Below are 23446 nucleotides of genomic sequence, written 5' to 3'. Positions count from 1 at the left end.
GGCATATTTTTTGTGATTTATTGCATTGACTGAATATGCTATAAGGCATAGAATACGCCCATTAAATGCCTAGAAGGCATAATTTATCAACAATAGGAATTCTAAAATGAATATTATCAAAGGAATCTTTGGATTTGAGGGAAGAATTGGCAGAGCATCCTTTTCTGTATTTTTGTTATTTTTCTTTGCTGGCTGTATCGTATTCAATTCAGCGATTCTTATGTTATCAGGTATGATTGGACAACTAACTCTATTGGATATAATTCAGCAAGAGCCTATATTCTATACTGTATTACTAATTAGTTTGGTTATTTACTTGGTAATTAAATACTCTTACCTTAATAGAAGAGTTCATGATTTCAATAAGAGAGCAACAGAAAGCAAGCTATATAACTCTATCATTCTGCTTGATATAGCTTCTTTAGTATTGGTTATTTATTATCTCAAAATACAATCAAAAATTAATTATGAATTAATTGAGCATTACTATTCACTAATGCTATCTAAAACACAATCTAATATGAAACAAGCAGAATTCTTATTTATGTCATCAAATGAATTAAGAGATTCCATATCGCTATTAAGTAATTCCGGAACAGTCAGCATTATCTATATTATAGGTTTGCTCCTTTCTTCTTGCTGTGTCATTTCACTCTCTTTCATTAAAGGCAACGAAGGAGAAAATGATTTTGGCAAACCACAAGTTCCGTTTTGGAAGAAAACAAATTCTTAATTAACCTCGATAGGAGAAAAGTATGCGTAGTTTAAGAAAATTAGCTGTTTTAGCTATTGGTTTAGGAACATCTATAAGTGCTTTTGCAGATTGGATTACAATGTATGGTGATCATTCATATAATATGAGATATGTTTCTGCATCCTTTCGTACTTGTAAATATAGCACATCTCCAGTAGGTGTCGGCGAAGTTATATTCATTAGAGTAAGTAGTAGCATTTGCCCTTCCTTTATTGAATATAATCCTGAAACAAATTCATGGAGAGAATAGAGATGAACACTGATATTCATATCATTAGTAACCAACCAGAAAAACATTTAGAAATTATCAGTAAACTTGAAGAGATAGGTTACTTATTCTTAGATAAAGAATATAAAAAAGTATCCAATGAAGACCAATATATTCTGATTTTTTCTCGAAAAACATCTGAACGCAATTTAGATACTTTAAAAGAAAATATTCAAGTCGAGCTGAATAATATAATTCCCAATTTATATTCAGACATTGAAATTAAAGTATCTTACTAGTTGATTTTTAATATAAAGCAACTTAAATTTAGGTTGCTTTATTTTTACTATTCACTTTTTCAACTATGCGTAATTTCAAATTAGTCTTCCTCTTAATCTCTCTTATTTTTCCTCTTTCAGCCCTCGCCTGCGATGAAGATTACGGGCAAGGACAACGCTATTCCACAGGTTACTATCTTAAAAACGGTAAGCTAACTAAAAGCAAAGTCAAAAACTGCTCAAACGGAATGCAAGAACAGAGCCATACTTTTGCAAATGGCGTTGTAGTGAGTTTCATCAATATCAATTTAGCAATGACAACGGGCGGAAACGGCTATCAAACTGATGTGTATATCAATGGAAAAGAAGCAAGGCAAATTAAACGGTTAAAAGGCTTGCCAAAAAGTTTTACTGGGGAATGCTATCAACCAAAACCGAAAAATTCAAAACAAGTGTATTGCATTTGAATGGCACATTGTTCAATCTCTCATTTCGTTAATCACTTCTGCCAAATCTCCCCCTCCCCTCTTTACTAAAGAGGGGCGATCATTCAGAGCAAATGTAAATTCATCTTGGTTCTTTAAAAAAGGAAAGAAGAAAGATGAACTATATTTCTGTGGAGATCAAATCCCTTCTTTAGTAAAGAGGGGAGAGGGAAATTTGGCAGAAAAGATTTGCGGAGAATATAAGTAAACATATAACCACTGTCCTATCAGGGGCTATCAACTTTAAGCTGAAGTTACAATGTTGCTGCCTTACAAGCAGTCTATTTCTTCGAGATTTTTGCAATATTGCCAATCAATTCGGCAAAATCAATGGCGGTTTGACGAGTCATCACTGGCTTGCCTGTTTCTTGTTCCAAACTTTCTCGGGCAACTTTTGCCACATTGCCCCCTCGTTGGCAACCTTGCGGTTTTCATCTAAGCCTTGTGGGTTACTGATTTGAGTTATATCTTTGGTAGCAGTTTCGGCAAACATATTCAATACTAATTCGGTGATGGACATATTATCTCTGAGATTTTCCTTTTTTAGCCCTTTGAAATCCTTATATACATTTTGCCATCGGAGGATTTAAATTTCAGTTGTACGATTTTTTCGTACAGTTCAATTCCCCCCTCTTCATCTTTAATTTTACGCTTTAAATCGCTCCAATAACGGCGTGGATTATTGCTTTCTGTTAACGCCAAAATAATATCCACTACCGAAAAAAACCACTCTTCTTTTTCACTATTCCATACTGAGCGAATTTGGGCATTTTCAAACAATTTTACTTCATTCATAGCAATCCCCTGTATAAAAAAACAATGTAGTTTTAATCAGAAAACTGAATGGTACAAGTTTATTTTTCTCATTTCTGGATCAGGTTCACAAAAATTTTCTTTGCTCCTGACTCACAGCAAAATTGGGCAAATCCGCCAATTTAAGGTAAAATCCGCCCTTTATTTTCACATCAATCAAAAGAGCCGATATGACACAAAAACGCTATGGTGCAGATGAAATTACTGTTTTAAAAGATCTCGAACCCGTCCAACTCCGCCCTGGTATGTACACCGACACCACTCGCCCGAACCATTTAGGGCAGGAAGTGATCGATAACAGTGTGGACGAAGCGTTGTCTGGCTATGCGAGCCAAATTGATGTGATTTTGCACACCGATAATTCCCTTGAAGTGATTGATAACGGGCGTGGTATGCCAGTGGATATTCATTCCACCGAAAAAATGTCGGGCGTAGAGTTGATTATGACCAAACTGCATGCGGGCGGTAAGTTCTCGAATAAGAACTATACCTTCTCGGGCGGTCTGCATGGTGTGGGGATCTCTGTGGTCAATGCCCTTTCTAAACGGATTGACATTGAGATCAAACGCAATGGCGAAATTTATACCATCGCTTTTGAAAACGGTGTGAAAGTGGAAGATTTGAAAGTGATCGGCACTTGCCCGAAACGCCAAACAGGGACGGCAATTCGTTTCCACCCGAATATGGATTATTTTGATGAGAAAAAATTTTCCGTTAGCCGTTTGCAACGCTTGCTCAAAGCGAAAGCGGTACTTTGCCCGAAACTCGCTATCAACTTTACCAACCATATCAACAAAACTGAGCAGACTTGGTGCTATGAAGATGGGCTAGCCGATTATCTCAATGATGTGATTGCTGAAAAGCAACTAGGTGAAGAAGATTTTTTACCCAATCCGCCTTTTATTTACGATATTCAGAGTGAAATTGATGGCATTAATTGGGCGGCAAGTTGGGGGATTTTCTGGCAGCCGAAAGAAGAATTACTTGCCGAGAGCTATGTAAACTTGATTCCTACCTCACTTGCTGGCACACATGTAAACGGTTTCCGCAAAGGCTTATTTGAAGCAATGAAAGCCTACTGCGAACGCAATATCAAGATGCCAAAGGGTGTGGAACTGAATGCGGACGATGTGTGGAAACGCTGTAGCTATGTGCTGTCACTCAAAATGCAAGAACCACAATTTGCAGGGCAAACTAAGGAGCGACTTTCTTCCCGTCAAGCGGCAACTTATATGGAAAATATTGCAAAAGATGCCTTTGCGATTTGGTTGGAACAAAATGTAGAAACCGCAAAACAACTCGCAGAAATGGCGGTGGAATCAGCTCAAAATCGTTTTAATGCTGAGAAAAAAGTGATTCGTAAAAAAATCACTAGCGGCCCTGCCCTACCAGGTAAATTAACCGACTGTGCTTCGCAAGATTTAAGCCGTACCGAGCTATTTTTGGTGGAAGGGGATTCCGCAGGTGGTTCAGCCAAACAAGCTCGTGATAAAGATTTCCAAGCGATTTTGCCACTGCGTGGCAAAATTAAGAATACTTGGGAAGATTCATCGAATACCGTGCTTGGCTCGCAAGAAATTCACGACATTGCGGTGGCCTTAGGTATCGACCCAGATAGCGATGATTTAAGCCAACTGCGTTATGGCAAAGTTTGTATTCTTGCCGATGCAGATTCAGACGGTTTACACATCGCTACCCTGCTTTGTGCGTTATTCTTACGCCATTTCCGTAAATTGGTGGAAGAAGGGCACGTTTTTGTGGCAATGCCACCGCTCTATAGTATTGAGATCGGTAAAGATGAGGTGCATTATGCCCTAGATGAATCAGAAAAAGACGCAATTCTCGCTCAACTGGCGAAGAAAAAGCGTGGTACCCCAAAAGTACAACGTTTTAAAGGGTTGGGAGAAATGGATTATGAAGAACTGCGTGAAACGACAATGGAGCCGAGCAAACGCCGTTTAGTTCAGCTTACGTTAGATGATGCCGAAACTGAAGAGATGCAATCGACCATGGAATTAATGGACATGCTGCTCTCTAAAAAACGTGCAGAAGATCGTCGTAATTGGCTAGAAGAACGGGGGAATGAAGCCGAATTAGAAGTATAACGCGGAGCATAATGAAAGAGAGAGCTACAAATAAAAGTCGTTTAACCTTTGCGGTAATTACCGCAACTATTGGTAGAATCGAATTGCACCGAGCTATTCAAAGCGTTGCAAACCAAACTTATCCAGCTAAACATTATGTGTTTGTTGATGGCGAGCAATTCTTTGATAATGCTCGTGCAATACTCAGCCAGTATCCTGCCGTTACCACCATTTATTTGCCGATGAATACAGGGAAAGATGGCTGGTATAATAGCCGCATTAATGCAATAGCACCTTTTTTAGTACAAGAAGATATTATCTGTTATTTAGATGATGATAATTTCTATCAGCCTGATCATATTCAAAATGTTTTTGACGTTTATGTCAAAGAAGATCCTGATTACGTTTATACATTTCGCAACCTAATTGATCGCAAGGGCAATTTTTTATGTCAAGATAAAATCGAGAGTCTCGGGCATTATATAAAAAGCCATCCTAATACCTATACGGTCAATATTCGCCATCAAGGGATTCTCTTAGAGAATATTCGCTTTGAGTTAGGTAGCGAAAAATTCATTGATGTCAGTTGTTATACTTTTAAGAGAGCGCTGGCTCAAAATTTAGCACAAGCTTGGAACCAAATAGGCTTTGGTAATGATCGCTATGTATTTCAGCAACTAAATAAACTGAATGCAAAAGGTATCTGTACTGAAAAATTTAGTCTTAATTATCAATTTATTCCGAGTGCAGCCTCGATAAGAATGTGTTCAAGCCTGCAAGCTATTTTTGCAGAACATAAGATTGAATTAACCGAACAAGAAATAGAACATATTTTTTGTCAAATTGTCTGCCAAATTAACAACTGTGCTCACATCTTACCGCCTATTTAAAATAATCCCCTAAATAGCTCAGCTATCTAGGGGATAGTTTTAAGTGCGATTCTGCTGAATTGAGTTTAACAATGCTAATATTGACTCATCAGAGAAAATTGCTGTAATAGACTTTGATAATTTTCTCCGCCAATTTGGATGCTCAGAACTTGTTCCCGGAATATTCACGGGTTCTAACATATTCAGCCAATCTTCGGGCTGAGTTGCATAGAGTGCCGAATTAGTATGTGCAACATAGCTTTGCAGTTGATGATTGAAAGCAGAACTTATAGGCATTTTATCATTGCTTGCCATAATCCCTACTTTAGCTAATACTTCACAAAATGCTTTTTTACTCAAAGAGCGATTCTCTTGCACAAAGTCTAAAATCACTTGGCTTGGATAAATATCATAATGCTGACCAAGCGCAATATCATACTCCTGCCAATAACCGTTAATCGTTGGCAGATCGTGAGTACTGAGTGTGGTCATTGCTTGATATGGATAATGCGAAAGCGGTTTGCTCTTACCATCTTCAAATTCAAAATAGAATACGTTATAAGCGAGAATGCCTTTTTGCTCTAATGCCTCTAAGATACCCTCTGGCACAGTCCCCAATGCTTCTGCAATAATCAAGCACCGGTGGCGTTGGCTCTCTAAAGCCAAAATACCAAGCAAATCCTCAAAAGGATAACGAATATAAACCCCTTCTACTGCACTGCCACCTTGTAGTACCCACCATAAACGCATTAAGCCTAGAATATGGTCTATGCGTAATGCTCCACAATCTTGCATATTTGCACGTAATAGATCGATAAAGGGTTGATAGGCTCGTGCTTGCAATACGCTTGGATGCATGGGCGATAGCCCCCAATTCTGCCCTTGGGGCGCAAGCATATCTGGTGGTGCCCCAATACTTGCTCCCAGCACATAAAGGGATTTATCCGACCAAGTTTCCGCACCATTGTTTGCCACGCCAACCGCTAAATCGCGGTAAAACCCAATTGGCATATTGAGCTGTTTGGCTAACTCATAACAAGCTTTGAGTTGTTGGCTAGCAATAAATTGTAGCCACATATAAAAGCGAATACGCTCAGGTTGTTGTTGCTGAAAATCTGCAACTTGTGGTGAAGTATAATCTTGCCATTCGCTTGCCCAATTACTCCACCCCCATTGAGCAGGATATTGCTCGGATAGCCATTGATGTAACGCATCAAAAGTGCCTTGTATTTTTAACTGTTCGCCTTTCTCTACAATAAATTGTTCGAAATCAGTTTGATCTTCTTGTTTAAACTGTTCATAAGCAAGGGCTAAGCCTTGCAATTTTAGCTGAGTAACTAAGGAGTACGAAATATAATCACAAGTTCGCGCAGCATTTAATTTCTGCTGTGTTTCTGGCTGCTGAAACCACTCTTGAGCTTGGAGGCTATTTTGGAAAGCAGGTATGGCGGTTACATCAATATAGAGTATATTCTGCCATAAGCGTGATGAGGGACTATAAGGGCTTGCAGCTTCTGGATTAGCAGGAAATAAAGAGTGAATTGGATTTAACCCCACAAAATCACCACCTTGCCGTGCTAAATAAGTGAGAAATTGGGTTAAATCGCCAAAGTCTCCAATTCCCCAATTTTGTTCAGAACGGAGGGTATAAAGCTGTAAAATTGCTCCCCAAAGTTTCTTTTTAGCCAAAATTTCTTTCGGTTGATAAGCTGTTTTCGGTGTAATAATTAAGCGACATTGTGCATCAGCCAATGTCACCTCATGGTAGCCCAATGGCAGATCTGATGGCAGCACAATCCGCCCATTTTCAGGAATCCCCGTAAATACCTCGCCGGTTTCCAGTTGTAATTGCCATTCTGAAAAATTTGTAAAATTTAGCGGAATTTCAACCGCTTGTCCTTGCTCCACAACCTGTACTGGGGGAAGTAATGCTTGTACTTGGGCTTGCCCTAATAATTGAGCCACGGCTTGGTGAGTCGCAAAAGCACTATTAAAACCATCAAAAAAGTAATCTTGTGTTTCCATTGTTATTTTTATCATGAATAAAAAATAAAACAGGGCGATAATCGCCCTGTGAACGCTAAAGTTATAATTATTTAGTTTGCTCTTGTTTGGGTTTTTCCTCAGTTTCTGGATCAAACTTCACTATAGGCACACAGCCACGGCAAGCGCCGCCATCTACGCCTAAATCTTTACAGAGTTCGTTGTATTTATCCATTAATTTACGGAAAAAACCTTTGGATTCGCTCATAATCACTCCAAATTTAGCAAAGCAGTACATAGATTATGCTAATTGTGACTTAGTTGCAACCTTTAAACGATAACGTCTATCTAACATACAGAGCAATCCACCGAGTGCCATAAATATGCCACCGAACCAGATCCAACGGATAAACGGTTTATAGTAAAGGCGTACGCCCCAAGAGCCATCTTCCAAACGCTCACCCAATGCGGCATATAAATCACGAGTAAAGCCCCAATCAATAGCGGCTTCGGTCATTCCCATTTTACTTACGTTATAGAAACGTTTTTCCGCTTCAAGAGTTGCTTCGTATTTTCCATTACGAGTGATTTCAATATCCGCAGTACCACCGATATAGTTTGCCCCATTGCTGTCACGAATACCTTTGAAAGTAAATTCGTAATCTAAAATTTGGGTTTTGTCGCCCACATTCATTCGCACATCTTTTTCAATACTGAAGTTTTGGCTGAATGCGATGCCGAATACCGTCATTGCGACACCTAAGTGAGCAAGCACCATACCCCAGTGGCTACGAGAGAGTTTAAATAAACCTTGCACAAAACTGTGTCGGTGGGTTGCACGTTGGTGTAGCTCGTATAGCGATAATGCGATGATAATCACCGCCATCATTGTGCCAAGCACAACACTTACGGTGATTTTGCTGGCAAATAAATATGGCAGAGCAAAACCTAATACTGCCATTAGCAGAGTTGAAATAATTACAGGCTTACGAATTGCCGAGAACTGATCGCGTCGCCATTTTACCAGCGGCCCAATGCCTAACAAAAAGGCAAAAGGCACCATTAAAATCATAAACATTTGGTCGAAAAATGGTGCACCAATCGAAATTGTGCCCAGCCCAATCTGTTTATGAATAAGCGGTAAAATTGTGCCTAAGAATACCACTGACAAAAACGCCATCAACAAAATGTTATTCAACAATAGTAGGCTTTCACGAGAATAGCGTTCTGAGTTATCCAAACTCTTAATTTTGTTGCCTTGATAAGCATAAAGTAAGAGTGAGCCACCAATCACAATCACTAAGTAAGCCAAAATATACAAGCCTCGTGTTGGATCAGAGGCAAAGGCATGTACAGAAACTAAAATCCCTGAACGTACTAAGAATGTACCCAGTAGGCAGAGTGAGAAAGCAAGGATTGCTAGTAACACTGTCCACGCCTTAAATGTACTGCGTTTTTCGGTTACTGCTAATGAGTGAATTAAGGCAGTACCTGCAATCCACGGCATTAGTGATGCGTTTTCTACTGGGTCCCAGAACCACCAGCCTCCCCAGCCAAGCTCATAGTATGCCCACCAAGAACCAAGTACGATACCGAGAGTTAAGAATACCCATGCTGCCATTGTCCAAGGGCGAGACCATCTTGCCCAAGCGGTATCAAGTCGGCCAGTCATCAATGAAGCAATGGCAAAAGCAAAGGCGACTGAAAAGCCAACATAGCCCATATACAACAATGGCGGGTGGAAAATTAAGCCCACATCTTGCAACATTGGGTTGAGTTCACGTCCATCGACAGGGAAATTTGGGAAAGTACGGTCGAATGGATTAGAGGTAAAAATAATAAAAATAAGAAAACCTATACTCACTAAGCCCATTACGGCTAATACACGAGCAACCGACTCTTCTGGCATTTGTCGGCTAAAGCTTGCTACTGCAACACTCCAAAGCGAGAGTAGCCAAATCCATAAAAGAAGAGAACCTTCGTGGCTCCCCCAAACAGCAGATAGACGATATTCAATCGGCAAGGTGCTATTTGAGTTGTTTACCACATATTGCACCGTAAAATCATTTACAGCAAAAAGATAAAATAAAGAGCCAAAAGAGACTGTCAGAGCTAAGAATACTGCCCATGTCATTGGTCGAGCAAGTGCGATTAAAGTATGGTTATTTTTTTCCGCTCCCCAAAGTGGCAACACTGCCAGTATAACTGACAGTGCTAAACTCAAGGAAAGGGTATAGTTGCCTAATTCAGCAATCATTGATTTTCCCCTGTTAATTCACGACGATCGCGCTCAGACTCCCCCTTTAAATCATTAGCTGAAATACCCATTGGCTGATGAGCTTTTTTCATCTGATCATCTAATTCTGGCGGCATATAGTTTTCATCGTGTTTTGCCAATACCTCAGTCGCACGCAGTTTAGTAGGCTCAATCAGCACACCTTGTGCCACAATACCTTGCCCTTCACGGAATAGATCGGGCAAAATGCCTTCATATTCCACTTGAATCGCAGGCCCAATATCATTCAAACCAAATTCAACTTTTAAGGTTTTATCATCACGTTTAACTGAACCATCAACAACCATTCCCCCCACTCGGATTCGTTGCCCAACTTCTGGCTTCGTATTGGGATCATCATTTTTCCCATACACAATTTCAGAAGGGGTATAGAATAGGTCAATATTTTGGCTTAATGCATACAAGGTTAAGCTCGCAGCAACAGCAACGCCTGCCAACACACTCAGAACGACTTTTAATCGAGATTTACGTCTTGGATTCATAATCACTCACTCTAAAAAAACAAAAAATTAACACTTACTATGCTATCAAAAAATCAGATAATCTGTGTCGATTATTTTAGTTAGTTTGATCAAAAACAAGCGGTTGAAATTAAACCATTTTTTACAAAATAAAAGGCATTGAAAGTGATTTTCAATGCCTTGTTTTTTTTGATTAAAATTATTCTTCACTAGGTGCAGAAAAACGTTCAATTCTTGCGCCTAATCCTTGTAATTTCGCTTCAATATTTTCATAACCACGGTCAATATGGTAAATACGATCAACCACTGTTTCACCATTTGCGATACAGCCGGCTAAAACAAGGCTAATTGAAGCTCGTAAATCGGTTGCCATCACCTCGGCACTAGAGAGCATCTCAACACCATGTACAATCGCAGTATTGCCTTCAATTTCCGCTTTAGCTCCCATACGAATTAACTCTGGAATGTGCATAAAACGATTTTCAAAAATCGTTTCGGTAATTTTACTCGTACCATTTGCAACCACGTTTAATAGAGTAAATTGTGCCTGCATATCAGTTGGAAAACCAGGGTGTGGCATTGTACGAATATTTACTGCTTTTGGACGCTGTCCAAGCGAATCTAGTGTAATACTATCTTCCGTAACATCTACCTGCATACCCGCTTCACGTAATTTTTCAATGACTGCATCCAAAGTGTCGGCTTTAGTTCCTCGGCAAGTAATACGACCACCTGAGACTGCCGCAGCAATTAAAAATGTACCGGTTTCAATGCGGTCTGCAACAATACGGTGTTCGCCACCACTTAGACGCTCAACGCCTTCCACGGTAATAGTATCCGTACCAGCCCCACTAATTTTAGCGCCCATTTTATTTAGGAAATCCGCAGTATCCACTACTTCTGGTTCACGCGCAGCATTTTCGATCACTGTCGTGCCTTTAGCTAACGTTCCTGCCATCATCACAGATAAAGTTGCACCAACACTCACTTTATCCATCAAAACTCTTGCGCCAGCTAAGCGGCCATTCACTTCTGCTTTTACATAGCCTTCATCCAACGTGATCGTTGCGCCCATTTTTTCAAGCCCCGAAATATGCATATCTACAGGTCTTGCACCAATAGTGCAACCACCAGGTAGTGAAACCTGCCCTTGATGGAAACGAGCAACTAACGGTGCTAGTGCCCAAATGGAAGCTCGCATCGTTTTTACCAACTCATAAGGCGCGGTGTAGTTATTGATATTTTTTGCATTAATATGCACAGCGCCATCTTCTGCTCGCTCAACAACAACCCCTAATTGGCGTAAAATTTTGAATGTTGTCTCAACATCTTTCAATTTTGGCACATTAGTTAAAACAACAGGCTCTTCGGCAAGAATTGCTGCAAATAAAATAGGTAACGCAGCATTTTTTGCGCCAGAAATATCAACTGTACCACTTAAGGTAAAGGGGCCGTGAACACGGAATTTTTCCATTTTATAAAGTTCCTTTCATTTTATGATATAAAACAAGCGGTGCATACTCGCTATACTCGCACGACAAGTAAGGGGTCAAGCCAATATAAACGTACGTATTTTGCAAAAAATTCTACAAAATATACCGCTTGTAATTAGCCAACCATATTTAATAAGCGTTCATTCTTCCATTTTTCTTTACTGAACACTTTAATAGTCAGCGCGTGAATAGCACCTGTTGCAAAAAGATCACGCTCGGTTAAAGGCGCGTAAACAACTTGTTGGCGTTTGACAGGGGAAAGTGCAGCAATACTATCGCTAACAACAATCACGCCAAAATGCGAACCTTCGCCTTGCACATGAATTTCATCAGCATCTAATGCAGCAACTAAAATTTCTTCGATTTGTTTCGGTTCCATAATTTATTTATACCCACTAGGTGAATGTAAGAAAGAAGCAAACCATTCGGATAAATCAAATAATTCCGCCAATTTGATCAAGCTTTCTGGCGCATTAATCAAACTGCACGGGGTAGATTTGTGATAATGGTTAAGCAATTCAGCGAGCAAAGCAAAGCCTGCAGAATCAATTGAAGTCAAACCTTTGAGATCCCAATAGAGATGTTGGTTTGCTTTTGGCGATAAAAAAGAAGCACGTTGCTTCCATAATGGAAGCAACGTGTCCCGATTAAGCTCGCCAGACAATTGAACCATCAGGCTTTCATTATTTTGCTGAACGCCCCATTGTAATGGATTTTTTGTCTGCATAAAGAATTATTTGCCTAAAGTGATTGGTTGTTTTGCAGATTGTGCCACTTGAGCCGTTAAAGCATCAATCCCTTTTTGGCGCAAGACACCACTCCACTCATTTTGTTTGGTCGCAACCATACTTACGCCTTCTGCTGCCATATCATACGCTTGCCATTGACCAGTTTTACTATTCTTACGCCATTTGAAGTCTAGTTTAATTGGCTGAGCATTACCATTTTGCAATACATTAACACGAATGCTCACAATAGATTTATCACCTACTGGTTTTTCATTTTCAATCTGCACTTTTTGATCGGTATATTGCGTTAAAACCTGCGCATAAGATTGCTCAATAAATTGACCAAAAGCCCCAAAAAATGCTTCTTTTTGCGCATCACTTGCCGATGCTAAATTTTTACCTAAGACTAATTGCCCTGCGTATTTCACGTGTACATGGGGCATCAAATCATTGCGCACAATCGTACGTAAATAATCTGGGTTCGCTTTAATTTTACTTTGGTTAGCTTTAATGTCACCAAATAATTTATCTGCGGTTTGCTGCATTAATACATAAGGGCTACTTGATGCTAATGCCATGTTAGAAATTAAGGTAGATACTACCACAGCACCTGCAACTAAGATTTTTTTAAGGGTTTTCAACATATTAAAACTCCATTCGACTCAATGTCTGTTAAAAGCACTAGGATAATCCTAGCGTAAAAATTATTCCGCTTTTGGTTCAGCGGTTTCACTATTTTCGGTTTTCTTATCACCATATAAGAACTGCCCGATTAAATCCTCGAGTACCATTGCGGAATTAGTGTCTGCAAAAGTATCTCCAGCTTTAAGCATTTCTGTTTCGCCTTCAATGGTAAAGCCAACATTTAATGCAATATATTGTTCACCTAATAAGCCTGCGGTTTTAATTGAAAGTGAACTAGTATCCGGAATTTGATTAAATTCTTCGTTTACAGCTAATGTCACTTTTGGGGTATAAGTTTGTGCATCTAATTGAATATCTGCAACACGCCCAACAACCACACCGCCAACCTTAATCGGCGCACGGACTTTTAGTCCGCCAATGTTATCGAAAGTTGCGTACAAGGGGTAAGTTTTTTCTGCCGAAAAGCCTTGTACATTTGCTACCCGTAATCCGAGGAAGATTAATGCTCCTAAACCCAATAGAACGAATAAACCGACCCAAAATTCAAATTTTAATGATTGACGCATAATTTTTCCTTGTTAATTAACCACCAAACATAATTGCAGTTAAAATAAAATCTAAGCCTAATACTATCAATGAAGCGTGCACAACGGTTCGTGTTGTCGCTTGGCTAATTCCTTCTGACGTTGGCATTGCATCATAGCCATTAAAAAGTGCAATCCAAACGACAGCAAGAGCAAAAACCACACTTTTGATAAAGCCATTAATCAGATCGCTTACTCCAACGGTATTTTGCATTACAGACCAAAAACTGCCAGAATCCACACCTTTCCAATCTACCCCAACTAATGAGCCCCCCCAGATACCTATTGCAGTAAAAATCGCTGCTAAAACTGGCATCGCAATAATTCCTGCCCAAAAACGAGGAGCAATAACGCGTCTTAATGGATCAACTGCCATCATCTCAAGGCTAGAAAGCTGTTCTGTTGCTTTCATTAAACCAATTTCTGCGGTTAAAGCAGAACCCGCTCTCCCAGCAAAAAGGAGTGCCGTCACTACAGGCCCTAATTCCCTCAATAAGGAGAGTGAAACTAACTGTCCTAAACTCGTTTCTGCAGAAAAATCAACTAATACGACATAACCTTGCAAACCAAGTACCATACCAATAAATAGCCCTGAGAGCATAATGATTAGTAAAGATTGCACACCTAGCACATACAGTTGTTTAATCAGCAATGGCGTATGCTTACGTATTTCTGGCTTACCTACCAACGCTCCCCAAAGCATAAAAGTAGCTCGCCCAAATGCACGAATAAAGCCAATGACAGAAGCCCCAACTGAACTAATCATCTCAATCATTAAATAGCTCCTCCGTATAATCGGCTGCGGGATAATGGAATTGTACTGGTCCATCAGCTTTACCAGCAAGGAATTGCACAACCTGAGGGTCTTTACTTGCAAGTAACGCTTCAGAAGTACCTTCCGCAATAATTCGTTTATCTGCCACAATGTAAGCGTAATCAGCAATACTTAACACTTCATCCACATCGTGCGAAACAACAATTGAGGTTAAATTCAATGCTTGATTAAGCTTTTTGATTAAATCGACAATCACCCCCATACTAATCGGATCTTGTCCAGAAAAAGGCTCATCATACATAATCAAGTCTGGATCAAGTGCAATTGCTCTAGCCAATGCTGCGCGACGTGCCATTCCACCAGAAAGCTCAGATGGCATGAGTTGTGCGGCACCTCGTAAGCCTACAGCTTCTAATTTCATTAGTACCAGCTTACGAATTAAACTTTCAGATAAGCGAGTATGTTCACGAATAGGGTAAGCGACATTATCAAAGGTAGAAAGATCGGTAAACAGTGCTCCTGATTGAAATAACATCCCCATACGCTGACGCAACTGATACAACTTACTATTTGAAGCTTTTGCAACACTTTCTCCATCAAATAGAATATCTCCCGCATCAGGAATAAGTTGCCCGCCAATTAAACGCAGCAGAGTTGTTTTTCCTATGCCAGAAGGCCCCATAATTGCCGTGATCTTCCCTTTTTTTACCTTAAGATTTAGGTTATCGTAAATAACCCGCTCACCTCGCTTAAAGGTAAGGTTCTTTACTTCAACCAAGTTTTCATTATCACGCATTCGGTTGTCCTAAATAAAAAATGGCTTGCGATAATCTATCAAGGCAGAGCCAAAGTCAAATTTTTTGCGGAAGAACCCAACAAGCGGTCGGTTTTCCTGATTTTTTTGCAAAATAAAAAGGCATACTGGGAACCAATATGCCCAAATTTATTCTCCCCAAATTATTCTGTGTAAGTGATCACTTTTACTACTTTGGTCACGCCACTTACGTTACGAGCCACTTCTGCAGCAGCATTCGCTTGGGCAGAAGAGAGATTTCCCATAAGAAAAGTCTCACCGTTTTCAGTAATAACCTTCACTTCGGTCGCTTTGACTTCAGAATTCGCAAAAAGTTGTGATTTTATTTTGGTGGTAATCCAACTATCTTGTCCTGATTGTACAATGCCGATCTTCTCACCAATACGAATTTCATCGTACACCATCACAACCCCATCAACCCCCGCGGCAATATTTTTTGCCTGCTCTTTTGCTGATTCATTCGGGGCTTGCCCAATCAGCAATACTTTGCCGTTATAAGCAACGACATTAATGCGCGCATCTTCTTTTAACTCATCATCTTTATTTAGATTGTAAGCAACTTTTTCCTCTAAGGTTTCATCATCTAATTGTCTGCCTGCGCTACGAGGATCCGTTGCAACTTTCGTGGCCACTGCTGCTCCTCCAACGACTGCAGTTGTTAAACAGCCCTGCAAAGAAGTTACAACAAAAGCAAATAAACTTGCCTGAACAATACGTGTTAGCCATAAAGACATATTCAACTCCTTAGTTTCCAATTAATAGGGGGTTGGGTTAAAAAGTAAATTATCAATTAATTCACTTAATAAATTTACACAAAAATGGTGCTCTTCAATTGCCCGCATTTCATTACTTAGTGGAATACGAATTTCTAAATCATTATTACCAAGCCAAGCTGACATTCCACTATTCAACAGACTCGTAAAAGCTAAAACAGAAATATTATCAGCTACCGCACTCTGTACCGTATTCTGAATGATCTTTTCCTCCCCTTTGGGGGCAAAAATAACAAGAATATCCCCTTGTTTCGCAATCGCTTTAAATTGTTTTTTATAAAGCTGATCTAAATTTTGCTCCTGAGCAAGGCAGGCTGCCAAGACATTATCATATTGCAATAAACTTGCAGCCAAGCTTGGTCGAGCAATATCATAGCGGTGCTGTAAATTTGCAACAAATAATTGTGCGTTAATATAAGAACGCCCATCACCACATACAATCACCTTATTACCTTGTAGTAAACAAGAAACTATCCGTTCTGCCGCATTAATTAACTGCTCAGGCAGTTCTCCTGCGACACTAATGCGATTTTGAATACTTTCGTGAAAATAATTTTGGACTTTTTCTAACATATTAGCCTAAAAAATTTTTGAGCCATACAGGAGGAGCATTCCCTTCAAAAGCAATAACATCAAACCGACAATCCGCAGTATCCAAGCTTTGATTACGTTGCATCAACCAAAGATTTGCAGCCTTTAGCCATTTTTGCTGCTTACGGTAATCAATACTTTCTACTGCAGAACCAAAGTAAGCGCTTTTACGTTGGCGGACCTCTACAAAAACAGTCGTAGAGCCATCTTGCATCACCAAATCTAGCTCACCCACTTTAAAAGTCTGATTCTGAGCGATAAATTTTAACCCTTGTGCCTGTAAAAACACTTTGGCTCTTTGCTCAAATGCTTCTCCCTGTTTACGCATCAGTTAGCGCTAACCACTTCACCAGCACGATACTGCAACCAGCTCATTTCTCGTTCAATGTTGCAATTTCTACCTGCACTTAGAATGCCTGTTAAACCTGAAACTTTGTAACCAGGAATTTGACGGAATTCATTGAATTTATTGGCAATCGACCATGCATCAGACCCCATAGCATACAGGCGCATCATCGCAAAATCATTATCTGCTAACTGCCCAGCTTTACGATATTCATCAGAACTTACATCTGCTAGCAATGGAATTTCACTAAATTTTACCCCCTCCATTGCTAAACGAAAATCTTGATCATTATGGCTTGAGTTACTACGCGATGATGTATAAATTGGAAACTGATTTGCCAATTGTGAAGCATCTAATTCTTGTTTAATTTGTAGAACCTGCTCTGCTGTACCTAACGCATATAATCCAGCTCCAGCACCTACTGCACTATTTTGTAATGATGCGACACTATCTAATGGTTCATTATAATAGCGAATATCCGCATCTTTGCCTGTCAGCTGACGCCAGCGTTGAGCAAAGGCATCGGCAGAGCGCTGTCCAAAATCACCTTGTGGAGTAGCGACAAGCGCATGAGAAATACCATCACGGAAGAAACGCTCAGCAGCGGCTTTTGCCTCTGCTTCTGGCGATAAGCCGTAATAGCATACCCGTGAAATGGCTTTTACATTCGGAGTAGAATTTAATGCCAGTACATTTACATTGCCAATTTGAGCGCTTGCAACCATCTCATCAACTCGAGATTTTAGTAATGGACCAATGATCGTTTGCACCCCATCATTTTTAGCATCCGTAATCAAATCTTCTAATGGCTTACTATCCGTGTCATAAACTTTCACTGGAATAGAATCGGCACCCTTGGCATCATCAAAACCACGTTTAATCAACTGGCCTAAGGTACTAGCATCTTCACTTAATGGTAAAAACAGTGCGACCCCATTTAATTGGGTTTGTTGGAAACTTTGCACATCTTTTAACTCTGACGGCATCAAACGATTCGCAGAATGATTTGGATATTCATTTTTCCAGTTTTCAAGTAGCTGTGGTAATGCCGAAGGATTATTCATATTACGATTATAAGTTTGCACTAACGCCAACCAGCCAGCTAGCCCTAACTCTCCAGCTTCTGCTCTTGCTTTATCAATCATGCCTCGATTAGCACTACGTAATAATGACCAAATTTTATCGTTATTTTCCTGACGTAACTGATTATCTGTTAAATAGTTATCCATAAAGGCAAGCGCACGAACGGTTTCGATCACGTCTTTTCGATTTTCTGCTACCTTAGCTTGAGTTCTATACACCCGCAATAATTGAGATTGGCTTAATTGATGCTGAGGTAATGATTTTAACGCCTCTATAGCAGCAGCATCATTACCTTGCAAAGCAGCAAGCTGTGCACTTAATAGCTGGTACTCCAATTTTTGCAATTCGTTTAATTTTTCAGCATTCAACTCAGCAAAAGTATTTTGAGCTTCATAACTTTTATTTTCGTCAATCAGTTTACGCACTGCTAATAGACGGTAGGTTTGTTGTTCTTCAATTTTATTACTTTGATCAGCTTTATTAATGTAAAACTCAGAATTTGCATAGGCTTCATTTTTTAAGGTTTCAGAAATATGATTTCCTGAACAAGCTACTAGTAAAACAGCAAGAGCCGATGGTACTAGAATTGTTTTCATTTTTTGGCTAAAAGCACGACTTTGTACTAAAATGTGCGACATTTTCTTACCTCTTTTTAAACAAAATAGTAATCTGCCAGTAAATATTAAGGCGGAATGTTACTCATCAAACAGTGGAAATGCAAATGAAAAACGGACAATTCGGTACTTTATATATTGTCGCCACCCCAATTGGCAATTTAGAAGATATTACTCAACGCGCGTTAAATACTTTTGAGCAAGTAGATCTTATTGCGGCTGAAGATACTCGCCATAGCGGTTTACTGCTCAGCCATTATGGCATCAAAAAACCTTTTTTCGCTTTACACGATCACAATGAGCAACAACGAGCTACAGTCTTAGTGGAAAAACTAGCACAAGGGTTCAATATTGCGTTAGTATCCGATGCGGGCACGCCATTAATTAGCGATCCTGGTTTTCATCTTGTTAGAGCCTGTCGTCAAGCAGGAATCCAAGTAGTGCCTATTGTGGGTGCTTGCGCAGCTATTGCTGCATTATGTAGTTCGGGAATCGCTTCTGATCGTTTTTGTTTTGAAGGCTTTTTACCCGCTAAAACTAAAGCGCGTTGCGATAAATTAACAGAACTTGCTCAAGAAAGCCGAACACTTATCTTCTATGAATCAACCCATCGTATTTTAGATACGCTAGCAGACATGCAAGAGATATTCGGACAAACACGTTATGTGGTTATGGCACGAGAACTCACTAAAACTTGGGAAACTATTCAAGGTGCAGAAATTGCCACATTACGGGAATGGCTCCTACAGGATTCTAATCGTATTAAAGGCGAGATTGTCTTAGTGGTTGAAGGTAAAACACTACGTGAACAAAATGAATTGCCAATACAAGCGCTGAAATTATTATCCTTACTAAATAAGGAGCTCCCCTTAAAAAAAGCAGCAAGTATCGTGGCCGACACCTTTAACTGTAAAAAAAATGAACTCTATCAATATGGCTTAACGCATTTTAAAGTATAAATGCAATCATTTCTCATAACCGTCCGCATTGATAGGAAATGCAAATTAATTTTATTTATACAATAGCCTTGATTTATCAAATGGATTAATTTTTTCTATTTCACAACTGTATTTTTTTGCACTATACTTTTCATAGTTTAAGAAATCAGCAACCAAAACATAGGAGAAACAATATGACTAATGCAATCGGTTTAAACGCAGTATCATCAGAAAAACTCGCAAAAGAATTAAATAACCTACTCGCAAGCTACCAAGTATTTTATACTAACGTGCGTGGCTATCACTGGAACATCAAAGGTGTAAGTTTCTTTGAATTACACGCAAAATTCGAAGAAATCTATGATGATTTAGTTGTAAAAGTAGATGAAATCGCAGAACGTATCTTAACTTTAGGCCACGTGCCAGATAATGGTTTCAGCCAATATTTACAATCTTCCTTAATTAAAGAAGATTTAGGTACACAATCTGCACAGCATTGCTTAACAGGTACTTTAGAAGGCTTCAAAACCTTATTAAAACAACAACGAGCAATCTTAAATCTTGCAAACGATCTTGATGATGAAGGTACTGCATCTCAAATGAGCGACTACATCAAAGAGCAAGAAAAACAAGTGTGGATGTTCTCCGCTGCAGCAACTTGTGGAGTATGTTCTGCATAGTCGTACAAAATAACAAAAAAACGGTCAGCATATATGCTGACCGTTTTTTTACATATGAAAACACACCCTAATTATGCATTAACCATCAAACGCTGAATACGTCCTGCAGAAATCTCTTCATCACGAATCGTCAATACTTCGCAACCATCTTTCGTCACGACAATTTGGTGCTCATATTGTGCAGAATGACTACGATCTTTGGTTTTTACAGTCCAACCATCACCCATTAAGCGAATCTCTTTTTTACCCGAATTAATCATCGGCTCAACCGTAAATACCATACCTTCTTGTAATACGACACCACCATCATCAGCATAATAATGTAATACCTGAGGATCACAATGGAACTCCGTACCAACACCATGCCCACAATATTCTCTAACCACAGAGAAGCCTTCTTGCTCGGCATATTGTTGAATTGCTTTACCTATTTGATTTAAACGAACGCCTGGCTTAATTACTCTTAAACCAATGTATAAGCTTTCCAGAGTTACCTCTAATAAACGTTTATCTTTAATACTTGGCTCACCAATCACATACATTTTCGAGTTATCGCCAAAGTAACCATCTTTGATAACGGTTACGTCGATATTGAGAATATCGCCTTTCTTCAGTTTTTTATTATCACTAGGGATACCATGACAAACAACTTCATTTAGTGAAATACATGTTGCTTTTGGAAAGCCATGATAGTTTAAACATGCAGGAATTGCTTGTTGCTGATTAACAATATAATCATGCATAATGCGATCCAATTCGCCTGTTGTTACCCCCTCTTTAACGTAAGGTTCTATCATCACCAGTACATCAGAGGCTAACTTACAAGCAATACGCAATTTTTCTATTTCTGCTTCAGTTCTAATTGGAATATTTTTCATACAAACCTTCTTAATAACAATAAAAGTTCAGGAATTATACGCGCTTTAGCCTTAAAATTCACGACTTGCACATACAAGCGGTACTGAATACAAAATTTTTTACAAAAAAGCATTCAAAATCATCCGCTTGATTACTTTAATTTTTTCACTAAAAAATTCAGCAACAAGCCATATAGTGGCAAAAATAGCAAAAGACTGACAAAAAGCTTGAACGCATAATCAACACTACCAATAGTAAACCAATGTTCCGCCATATATTCATCACTACTTTGATAAAACGCCACTGCAAAAAAGACAAAAGTATCAATAAGACTACCAAAAATAGTTGAACTTGCTGGTGCAAGCCACCAAATTCTACCTTGACGCAAACGGTTAAAGACAAAAATATCCATCAACTGCCCAACAGCATAAGCAGCAAAACTCGCTAATGCGATGCGGAATACGAAAAGATTAAAATCACCTAAATGACTAAATCCTTGAAATTGTCCTTCAAAAAAGAGCACTGAGATAACATAACTGACCAACAAAGCAGGAAACATAACGGCAAAAATAATACGTCGAGCTAAAGGTGCACCAAAAACTCGTACAGTGAGATCCGTTGCTAAAAAGATAAATGGAAAAGTAAATGTTCCCCAAGTCGTAGGCAATCGACCACCAAAAGGAAGTGGAATTTCAAAGGCAATTTGTACCAAATAATTGCTTAAACTAATGATTAAGATGTGGAAAAGCGAAAGCAAAACGAGCGAACGCGTTTGGTTCGTTTTAATTTGAAAAGTTGTCATGTTAAATCCTTTTTAAAAAATGTTATTGGGGTTAGGGAACCCAAGAAAAAGAAGGGCGTGAATAATACGGATTTAACGGAAAAAAGCAAGAAAAATCCCCTATTTTTCTCATGGAAAATAGGGGAAATGGTTATTTACCGATACAAAATGAGCTAAAAATATTGCCAAGAAGATCATCAGAGGTGAATTGTCCGGTAATTTCACTCAAGGCGTTCTGCACCATTCTTAACTCCTCTGCAAGCAATTCGCCAGCCATAAATTGAGTCAGCTGAGTATGCCCCCGTTCCAAATGCTCCGCGGCAGTTTCTAATGCAACAAGGTGACGACGACGCGCGATGAAGCCTCCTTCTGTTGAACTCTGATAGCCCATAGATTTTTTTAAATGCTCTCGCAATAATTCCACTCCCACTTTAGTTTGCGCGGATAAGCGGATAAGCGTGAAATTATCTTGTTGTTCAACACCTTCTTGTTCGCCCGATAAATCTACTTTATTACGAATTACCGTAACAGGCATTTTTACTGGCAATTTCGCTAAGAAATCAGCCCACTCTTGTTGAAATTGATCAGCTGCCGACAGGGTACTATCGATCATCAATAAAACGTGATCTGCTTGTCCAATTTCATCCCATGCGCGCTGAATACCAATTTTCTCAACTTCATCACTTGCTTCACGTAAACCCGCTGTATCAATAATATGCAACGGCATTCCATCAATATGAATATGCTCACGCAAAACATCACGGGTAGTCCCAGCAATATCTGTCACAATAGCAGCTTCCCGTCCAGCTAAAGCATTTAAGAGGCTTGATTTACCCGCATTCGGTTTACCCGCAATCACGACTTTCATACCTTCACGTAAAATCGAGCCCTGCTTCGCTTCTTTACGAACGCCATCAAGCTGAGCGATAATTTCATTGAGTTTTGCTTCAATTTTGCCATCGGCAAGAAAATCAATCTCTTCATCAGGGAAGTCAATAGCAGCTTCTACGTAAGTTCGTAGGTAGATCACACTATCCACCAATTCATTGACTTTATTGGAAAATTCACCCTGCAACGATTTTAATGCTGAGCGGGCAGCCTGCTCAGAGGTAGCATCAATCAAATCAGCAATGGCTTCTGCTTGAGCAAGATCAAGCTTATCATTTAAGAATGCTTGCTCAGAAAACTCACCTGCTCTGGCAATTCGAATGCCCTCAATTTTTAAAATACGCTGTAACAAGAGATCCAAAATAATCTGCCCACCATGCCCTTGTAGCTCTAGCACATCTTCACCAGTAAAAGAATTTGGTGCTTTAAAAAAGAGAGCAATACCTTGATCTAACACGGTGCCATCTTGATCTTTAAAGGGCAGATAATTTGCCATTCGCGGTTTAAGTGTCTTACCTAGAACTTCCTGCGCAACCTTCTCCGCTAACGGCCCTGAAATACGTAAAATCCCAACACCTCCACGCCCGATCGGCGTTGCTTGGGCAACAATTGTTTCTTTCATTT

Annotated in this window: 26 protein-coding genes and 1 pseudogene; 8 read left to right on the top strand and 19 right to left on the bottom strand. The window is 39.5% G+C overall.

Annotated elements, in window-relative coordinates; translation table 11 throughout:
• Positions 1 to 106: 106 nt before the first annotated feature.
• The 4 genes from EDC51_RS04000 to EDC51_RS03985 all read left to right on the top strand — a co-directional run bounded on the left by EDC51_RS04000 (position 107) and on the right by EDC51_RS03985 (position 1707).
• Positions 107 to 733, top strand: a complete 627-nt coding sequence (locus EDC51_RS04000; RefSeq protein WP_025266837.1) for a DUF805 domain-containing protein — start codon at positions 107 to 109, stop codon at positions 731 to 733.
• Between the two features lie 22 nt (positions 734 to 755).
• The gene (locus EDC51_RS03995; protein WP_131928224.1) at positions 756 to 1004 is read left to right on the top strand and encodes a hypothetical protein; all 249 of its coding nucleotides are present in this window, start codon (positions 756 to 758) and stop codon (positions 1002 to 1004) included.
• A gap of 2 nt (positions 1005 to 1006) precedes the next feature.
• Complete coding sequence (locus EDC51_RS03990) at positions 1007 to 1261, top strand: hypothetical protein (RefSeq protein ID WP_025266835.1); 255 nt, start codon at positions 1007 to 1009, stop codon at positions 1259 to 1261.
• A 65-nt stretch (positions 1262 to 1326) separates the two neighbouring features.
• Positions 1327 to 1707 carry a hypothetical protein gene (locus EDC51_RS03985; RefSeq protein WP_131928223.1) on the top strand — a complete coding sequence of 127 codons (381 nt, stop codon included), beginning with the start codon at positions 1327 to 1329 and terminating at the stop codon, positions 1705 to 1707.
• A gap of 299 nt (positions 1708 to 2006) precedes the next feature.
• Here EDC51_RS03985 and EDC51_RS03980 read toward each other — a convergent pair.
• A pseudogene (locus EDC51_RS03980) lies at positions 2007 to 2520 on the bottom strand (hypothetical protein).
• Positions 2521 to 2708: 188 nt separating this feature from the next.
• On the opposite strand from EDC51_RS03980, the gene parE reads away from it, so the two are divergent.
• Positions 2709 to 4643, top strand: a complete 1935-nt coding sequence (parE, locus tag EDC51_RS03975; RefSeq protein ID WP_131928222.1) for a DNA topoisomerase IV subunit B — start codon at positions 2709 to 2711, stop codon at positions 4641 to 4643.
• A gap of 11 nt (positions 4644 to 4654) precedes the next feature.
• The gene (locus EDC51_RS03970) at positions 4655 to 5512 is read left to right on the top strand and encodes a glycosyltransferase family 2 protein (RefSeq protein WP_131928221.1); all 858 of its coding nucleotides are present in this window, start codon (positions 4655 to 4657) and stop codon (positions 5510 to 5512) included.
• A 39-nt stretch (positions 5513 to 5551) separates the two neighbouring features.
• Here EDC51_RS03970 and malQ read toward each other — a convergent pair whose 3' ends face one another.
• The 15 genes from malQ to EDC51_RS03895 form a co-directional block, all read right to left on the bottom strand.
• On the bottom strand, positions 5552 to 7531 hold the full coding sequence (gene malQ / locus EDC51_RS03965; protein WP_409360071.1) for a 4-alpha-glucanotransferase: 1980 nt from the start codon (positions 7529 to 7531) through the stop codon (positions 5552 to 5554).
• Between the two features lie 52 nt (positions 7532 to 7583).
• Complete coding sequence (locus EDC51_RS03960; protein WP_231495142.1) at positions 7584 to 7742, bottom strand: DUF5363 domain-containing protein; 159 nt, start codon at positions 7740 to 7742, stop codon at positions 7584 to 7586.
• Positions 7743 to 7775: 33 nt separating this feature from the next.
• Complete coding sequence (locus EDC51_RS03955; RefSeq protein ID WP_125134533.1) at positions 7776 to 9731, bottom strand: heme lyase CcmF/NrfE family subunit; 1956 nt, start codon at positions 9729 to 9731, stop codon at positions 7776 to 7778.
• The gene (ccmE, locus tag EDC51_RS03950) at positions 9728 to 10252 is read right to left on the bottom strand and encodes a cytochrome c maturation protein CcmE (RefSeq protein ID WP_015433088.1); all 525 of its coding nucleotides are present in this window, start codon (positions 10250 to 10252) and stop codon (positions 9728 to 9730) included. Before ccmE ends, EDC51_RS03955 begins: the two co-directional genes overlap by 4 nt.
• Positions 10253 to 10430: 178 nt before the next feature.
• The gene (murA, locus tag EDC51_RS03945) at positions 10431 to 11705 is read right to left on the bottom strand and encodes a UDP-N-acetylglucosamine 1-carboxyvinyltransferase (protein WP_025266830.1); all 1275 of its coding nucleotides are present in this window, start codon (positions 11703 to 11705) and stop codon (positions 10431 to 10433) included.
• Between the two features lie 134 nt (positions 11706 to 11839).
• Positions 11840 to 12103 carry a BolA family protein gene (locus tag EDC51_RS03940; RefSeq protein ID WP_015433090.1) on the bottom strand — a complete coding sequence of 88 codons (264 nt, stop codon included), beginning with the start codon at positions 12101 to 12103 and terminating at the stop codon, positions 11840 to 11842.
• Between the two features lie 3 nt (positions 12104 to 12106).
• Positions 12107 to 12451 carry an STAS domain-containing protein gene (locus tag EDC51_RS03935; RefSeq protein ID WP_064318793.1) on the bottom strand — a complete coding sequence of 115 codons (345 nt, stop codon included), beginning with the start codon at positions 12449 to 12451 and terminating at the stop codon, positions 12107 to 12109.
• Between the two features lie 6 nt (positions 12452 to 12457).
• Entirely contained in the window at positions 12458 to 13096 is a 639-nt protein-coding gene (mlaC, locus tag EDC51_RS03930; protein WP_015433092.1) for a phospholipid-binding protein MlaC, read from the bottom strand.
• 60 nt (positions 13097 to 13156) lie between these two features.
• A complete protein-coding gene (gene mlaD, locus EDC51_RS03925) occupies positions 13157 to 13663 on the bottom strand; it encodes an outer membrane lipid asymmetry maintenance protein MlaD (protein WP_015433093.1) in 507 nt (168 codons plus the stop codon).
• Positions 13664 to 13679: 16 nt separating this feature from the next.
• On the bottom strand, positions 13680 to 14456 hold the full coding sequence (gene mlaE, locus EDC51_RS03920) for a lipid asymmetry maintenance ABC transporter permease subunit MlaE (protein ID WP_015433094.1): 777 nt from the start codon (positions 14454 to 14456) through the stop codon (positions 13680 to 13682).
• Positions 14449 to 15252, bottom strand: coding sequence for a phospholipid ABC transporter ATP-binding protein MlaF (mlaF, locus tag EDC51_RS03915; protein ID WP_131928219.1), 804 nt, complete (start codon positions 15250 to 15252; stop codon positions 14449 to 14451). Before mlaF ends, mlaE begins: the two co-directional genes overlap by 8 nt.
• A gap of 161 nt (positions 15253 to 15413) precedes the next feature.
• The gene (dolP, locus tag EDC51_RS03910; RefSeq protein WP_015433096.1) at positions 15414 to 16004 is read right to left on the bottom strand and encodes a division/outer membrane stress-associated lipid-binding lipoprotein; all 591 of its coding nucleotides are present in this window, start codon (positions 16002 to 16004) and stop codon (positions 15414 to 15416) included.
• Between the two features lie 21 nt (positions 16005 to 16025).
• Entirely contained in the window at positions 16026 to 16616 is a 591-nt protein-coding gene (locus tag EDC51_RS03905; RefSeq protein ID WP_015433097.1) for a D-sedoheptulose-7-phosphate isomerase, read from the bottom strand.
• Position 16617: 1 nt separating this feature from the next.
• On the bottom strand, positions 16618 to 16962 hold the full coding sequence (locus tag EDC51_RS03900; protein WP_025266828.1) for a YraN family protein: 345 nt from the start codon (positions 16960 to 16962) through the stop codon (positions 16618 to 16620).
• Positions 16962 to 18701, bottom strand: coding sequence for a penicillin-binding protein activator (locus EDC51_RS03895; RefSeq protein WP_131928218.1), 1740 nt, complete (start codon positions 18699 to 18701; stop codon positions 16962 to 16964). The genes EDC51_RS03900 and EDC51_RS03895 overlap by 1 nt, the downstream gene beginning before the upstream one ends.
• An 83-nt stretch (positions 18702 to 18784) precedes the next feature.
• Between EDC51_RS03895 and rsmI the strand changes: the two genes are divergently transcribed.
• Entirely contained in the window at positions 18785 to 19636 is an 852-nt protein-coding gene (gene rsmI / locus EDC51_RS03890; RefSeq protein ID WP_131928217.1) for a 16S rRNA (cytidine(1402)-2'-O)-methyltransferase, read from the top strand.
• Positions 19637 to 19809: 173 nt separating this feature from the next.
• On the top strand, positions 19810 to 20295 hold the full coding sequence (locus EDC51_RS03885) for a Dps family protein (protein WP_131928216.1): 486 nt from the start codon (positions 19810 to 19812) through the stop codon (positions 20293 to 20295).
• Positions 20296 to 20366: 71 nt separating this feature from the next.
• Here the strand turns inward: EDC51_RS03885 and map are convergent, their stop codons facing one another.
• From map to mnmE, 3 genes are all read right to left on the bottom strand, one after another.
• A complete protein-coding gene (gene map / locus EDC51_RS03880; protein ID WP_131928215.1) occupies positions 20367 to 21173 on the bottom strand; it encodes a type I methionyl aminopeptidase in 807 nt (268 codons plus the stop codon).
• A gap of 131 nt (positions 21174 to 21304) precedes the next feature.
• Positions 21305 to 21955 (bottom strand): 7-cyano-7-deazaguanine/7-aminomethyl-7-deazaguanine transporter, encoded by a 651-nt coding sequence (locus tag EDC51_RS03875; protein ID WP_015433103.1) that lies wholly within the window; start codon positions 21953 to 21955, stop codon positions 21305 to 21307.
• Positions 21956 to 22085: 130 nt separating this feature from the next.
• Entirely contained in the window at positions 22086 to 23444 is a 1359-nt protein-coding gene (mnmE, locus tag EDC51_RS03870) for a tRNA uridine-5-carboxymethylaminomethyl(34) synthesis GTPase MnmE (RefSeq protein ID WP_015433104.1), read from the bottom strand.
• Between the last annotated feature and the right edge of the window lie 2 nt (positions 23445 to 23446).

Source organism: Bibersteinia trehalosi (assembly GCF_004346205.1).
GTDB lineage: Bacteria > Pseudomonadota > Gammaproteobacteria > Enterobacterales > Pasteurellaceae > Bibersteinia > Bibersteinia trehalosi.
The sequence above is the reverse complement of the archived record's forward strand: the minus strand, read 5'-3'. Positions and strand labels throughout refer to the sequence as shown.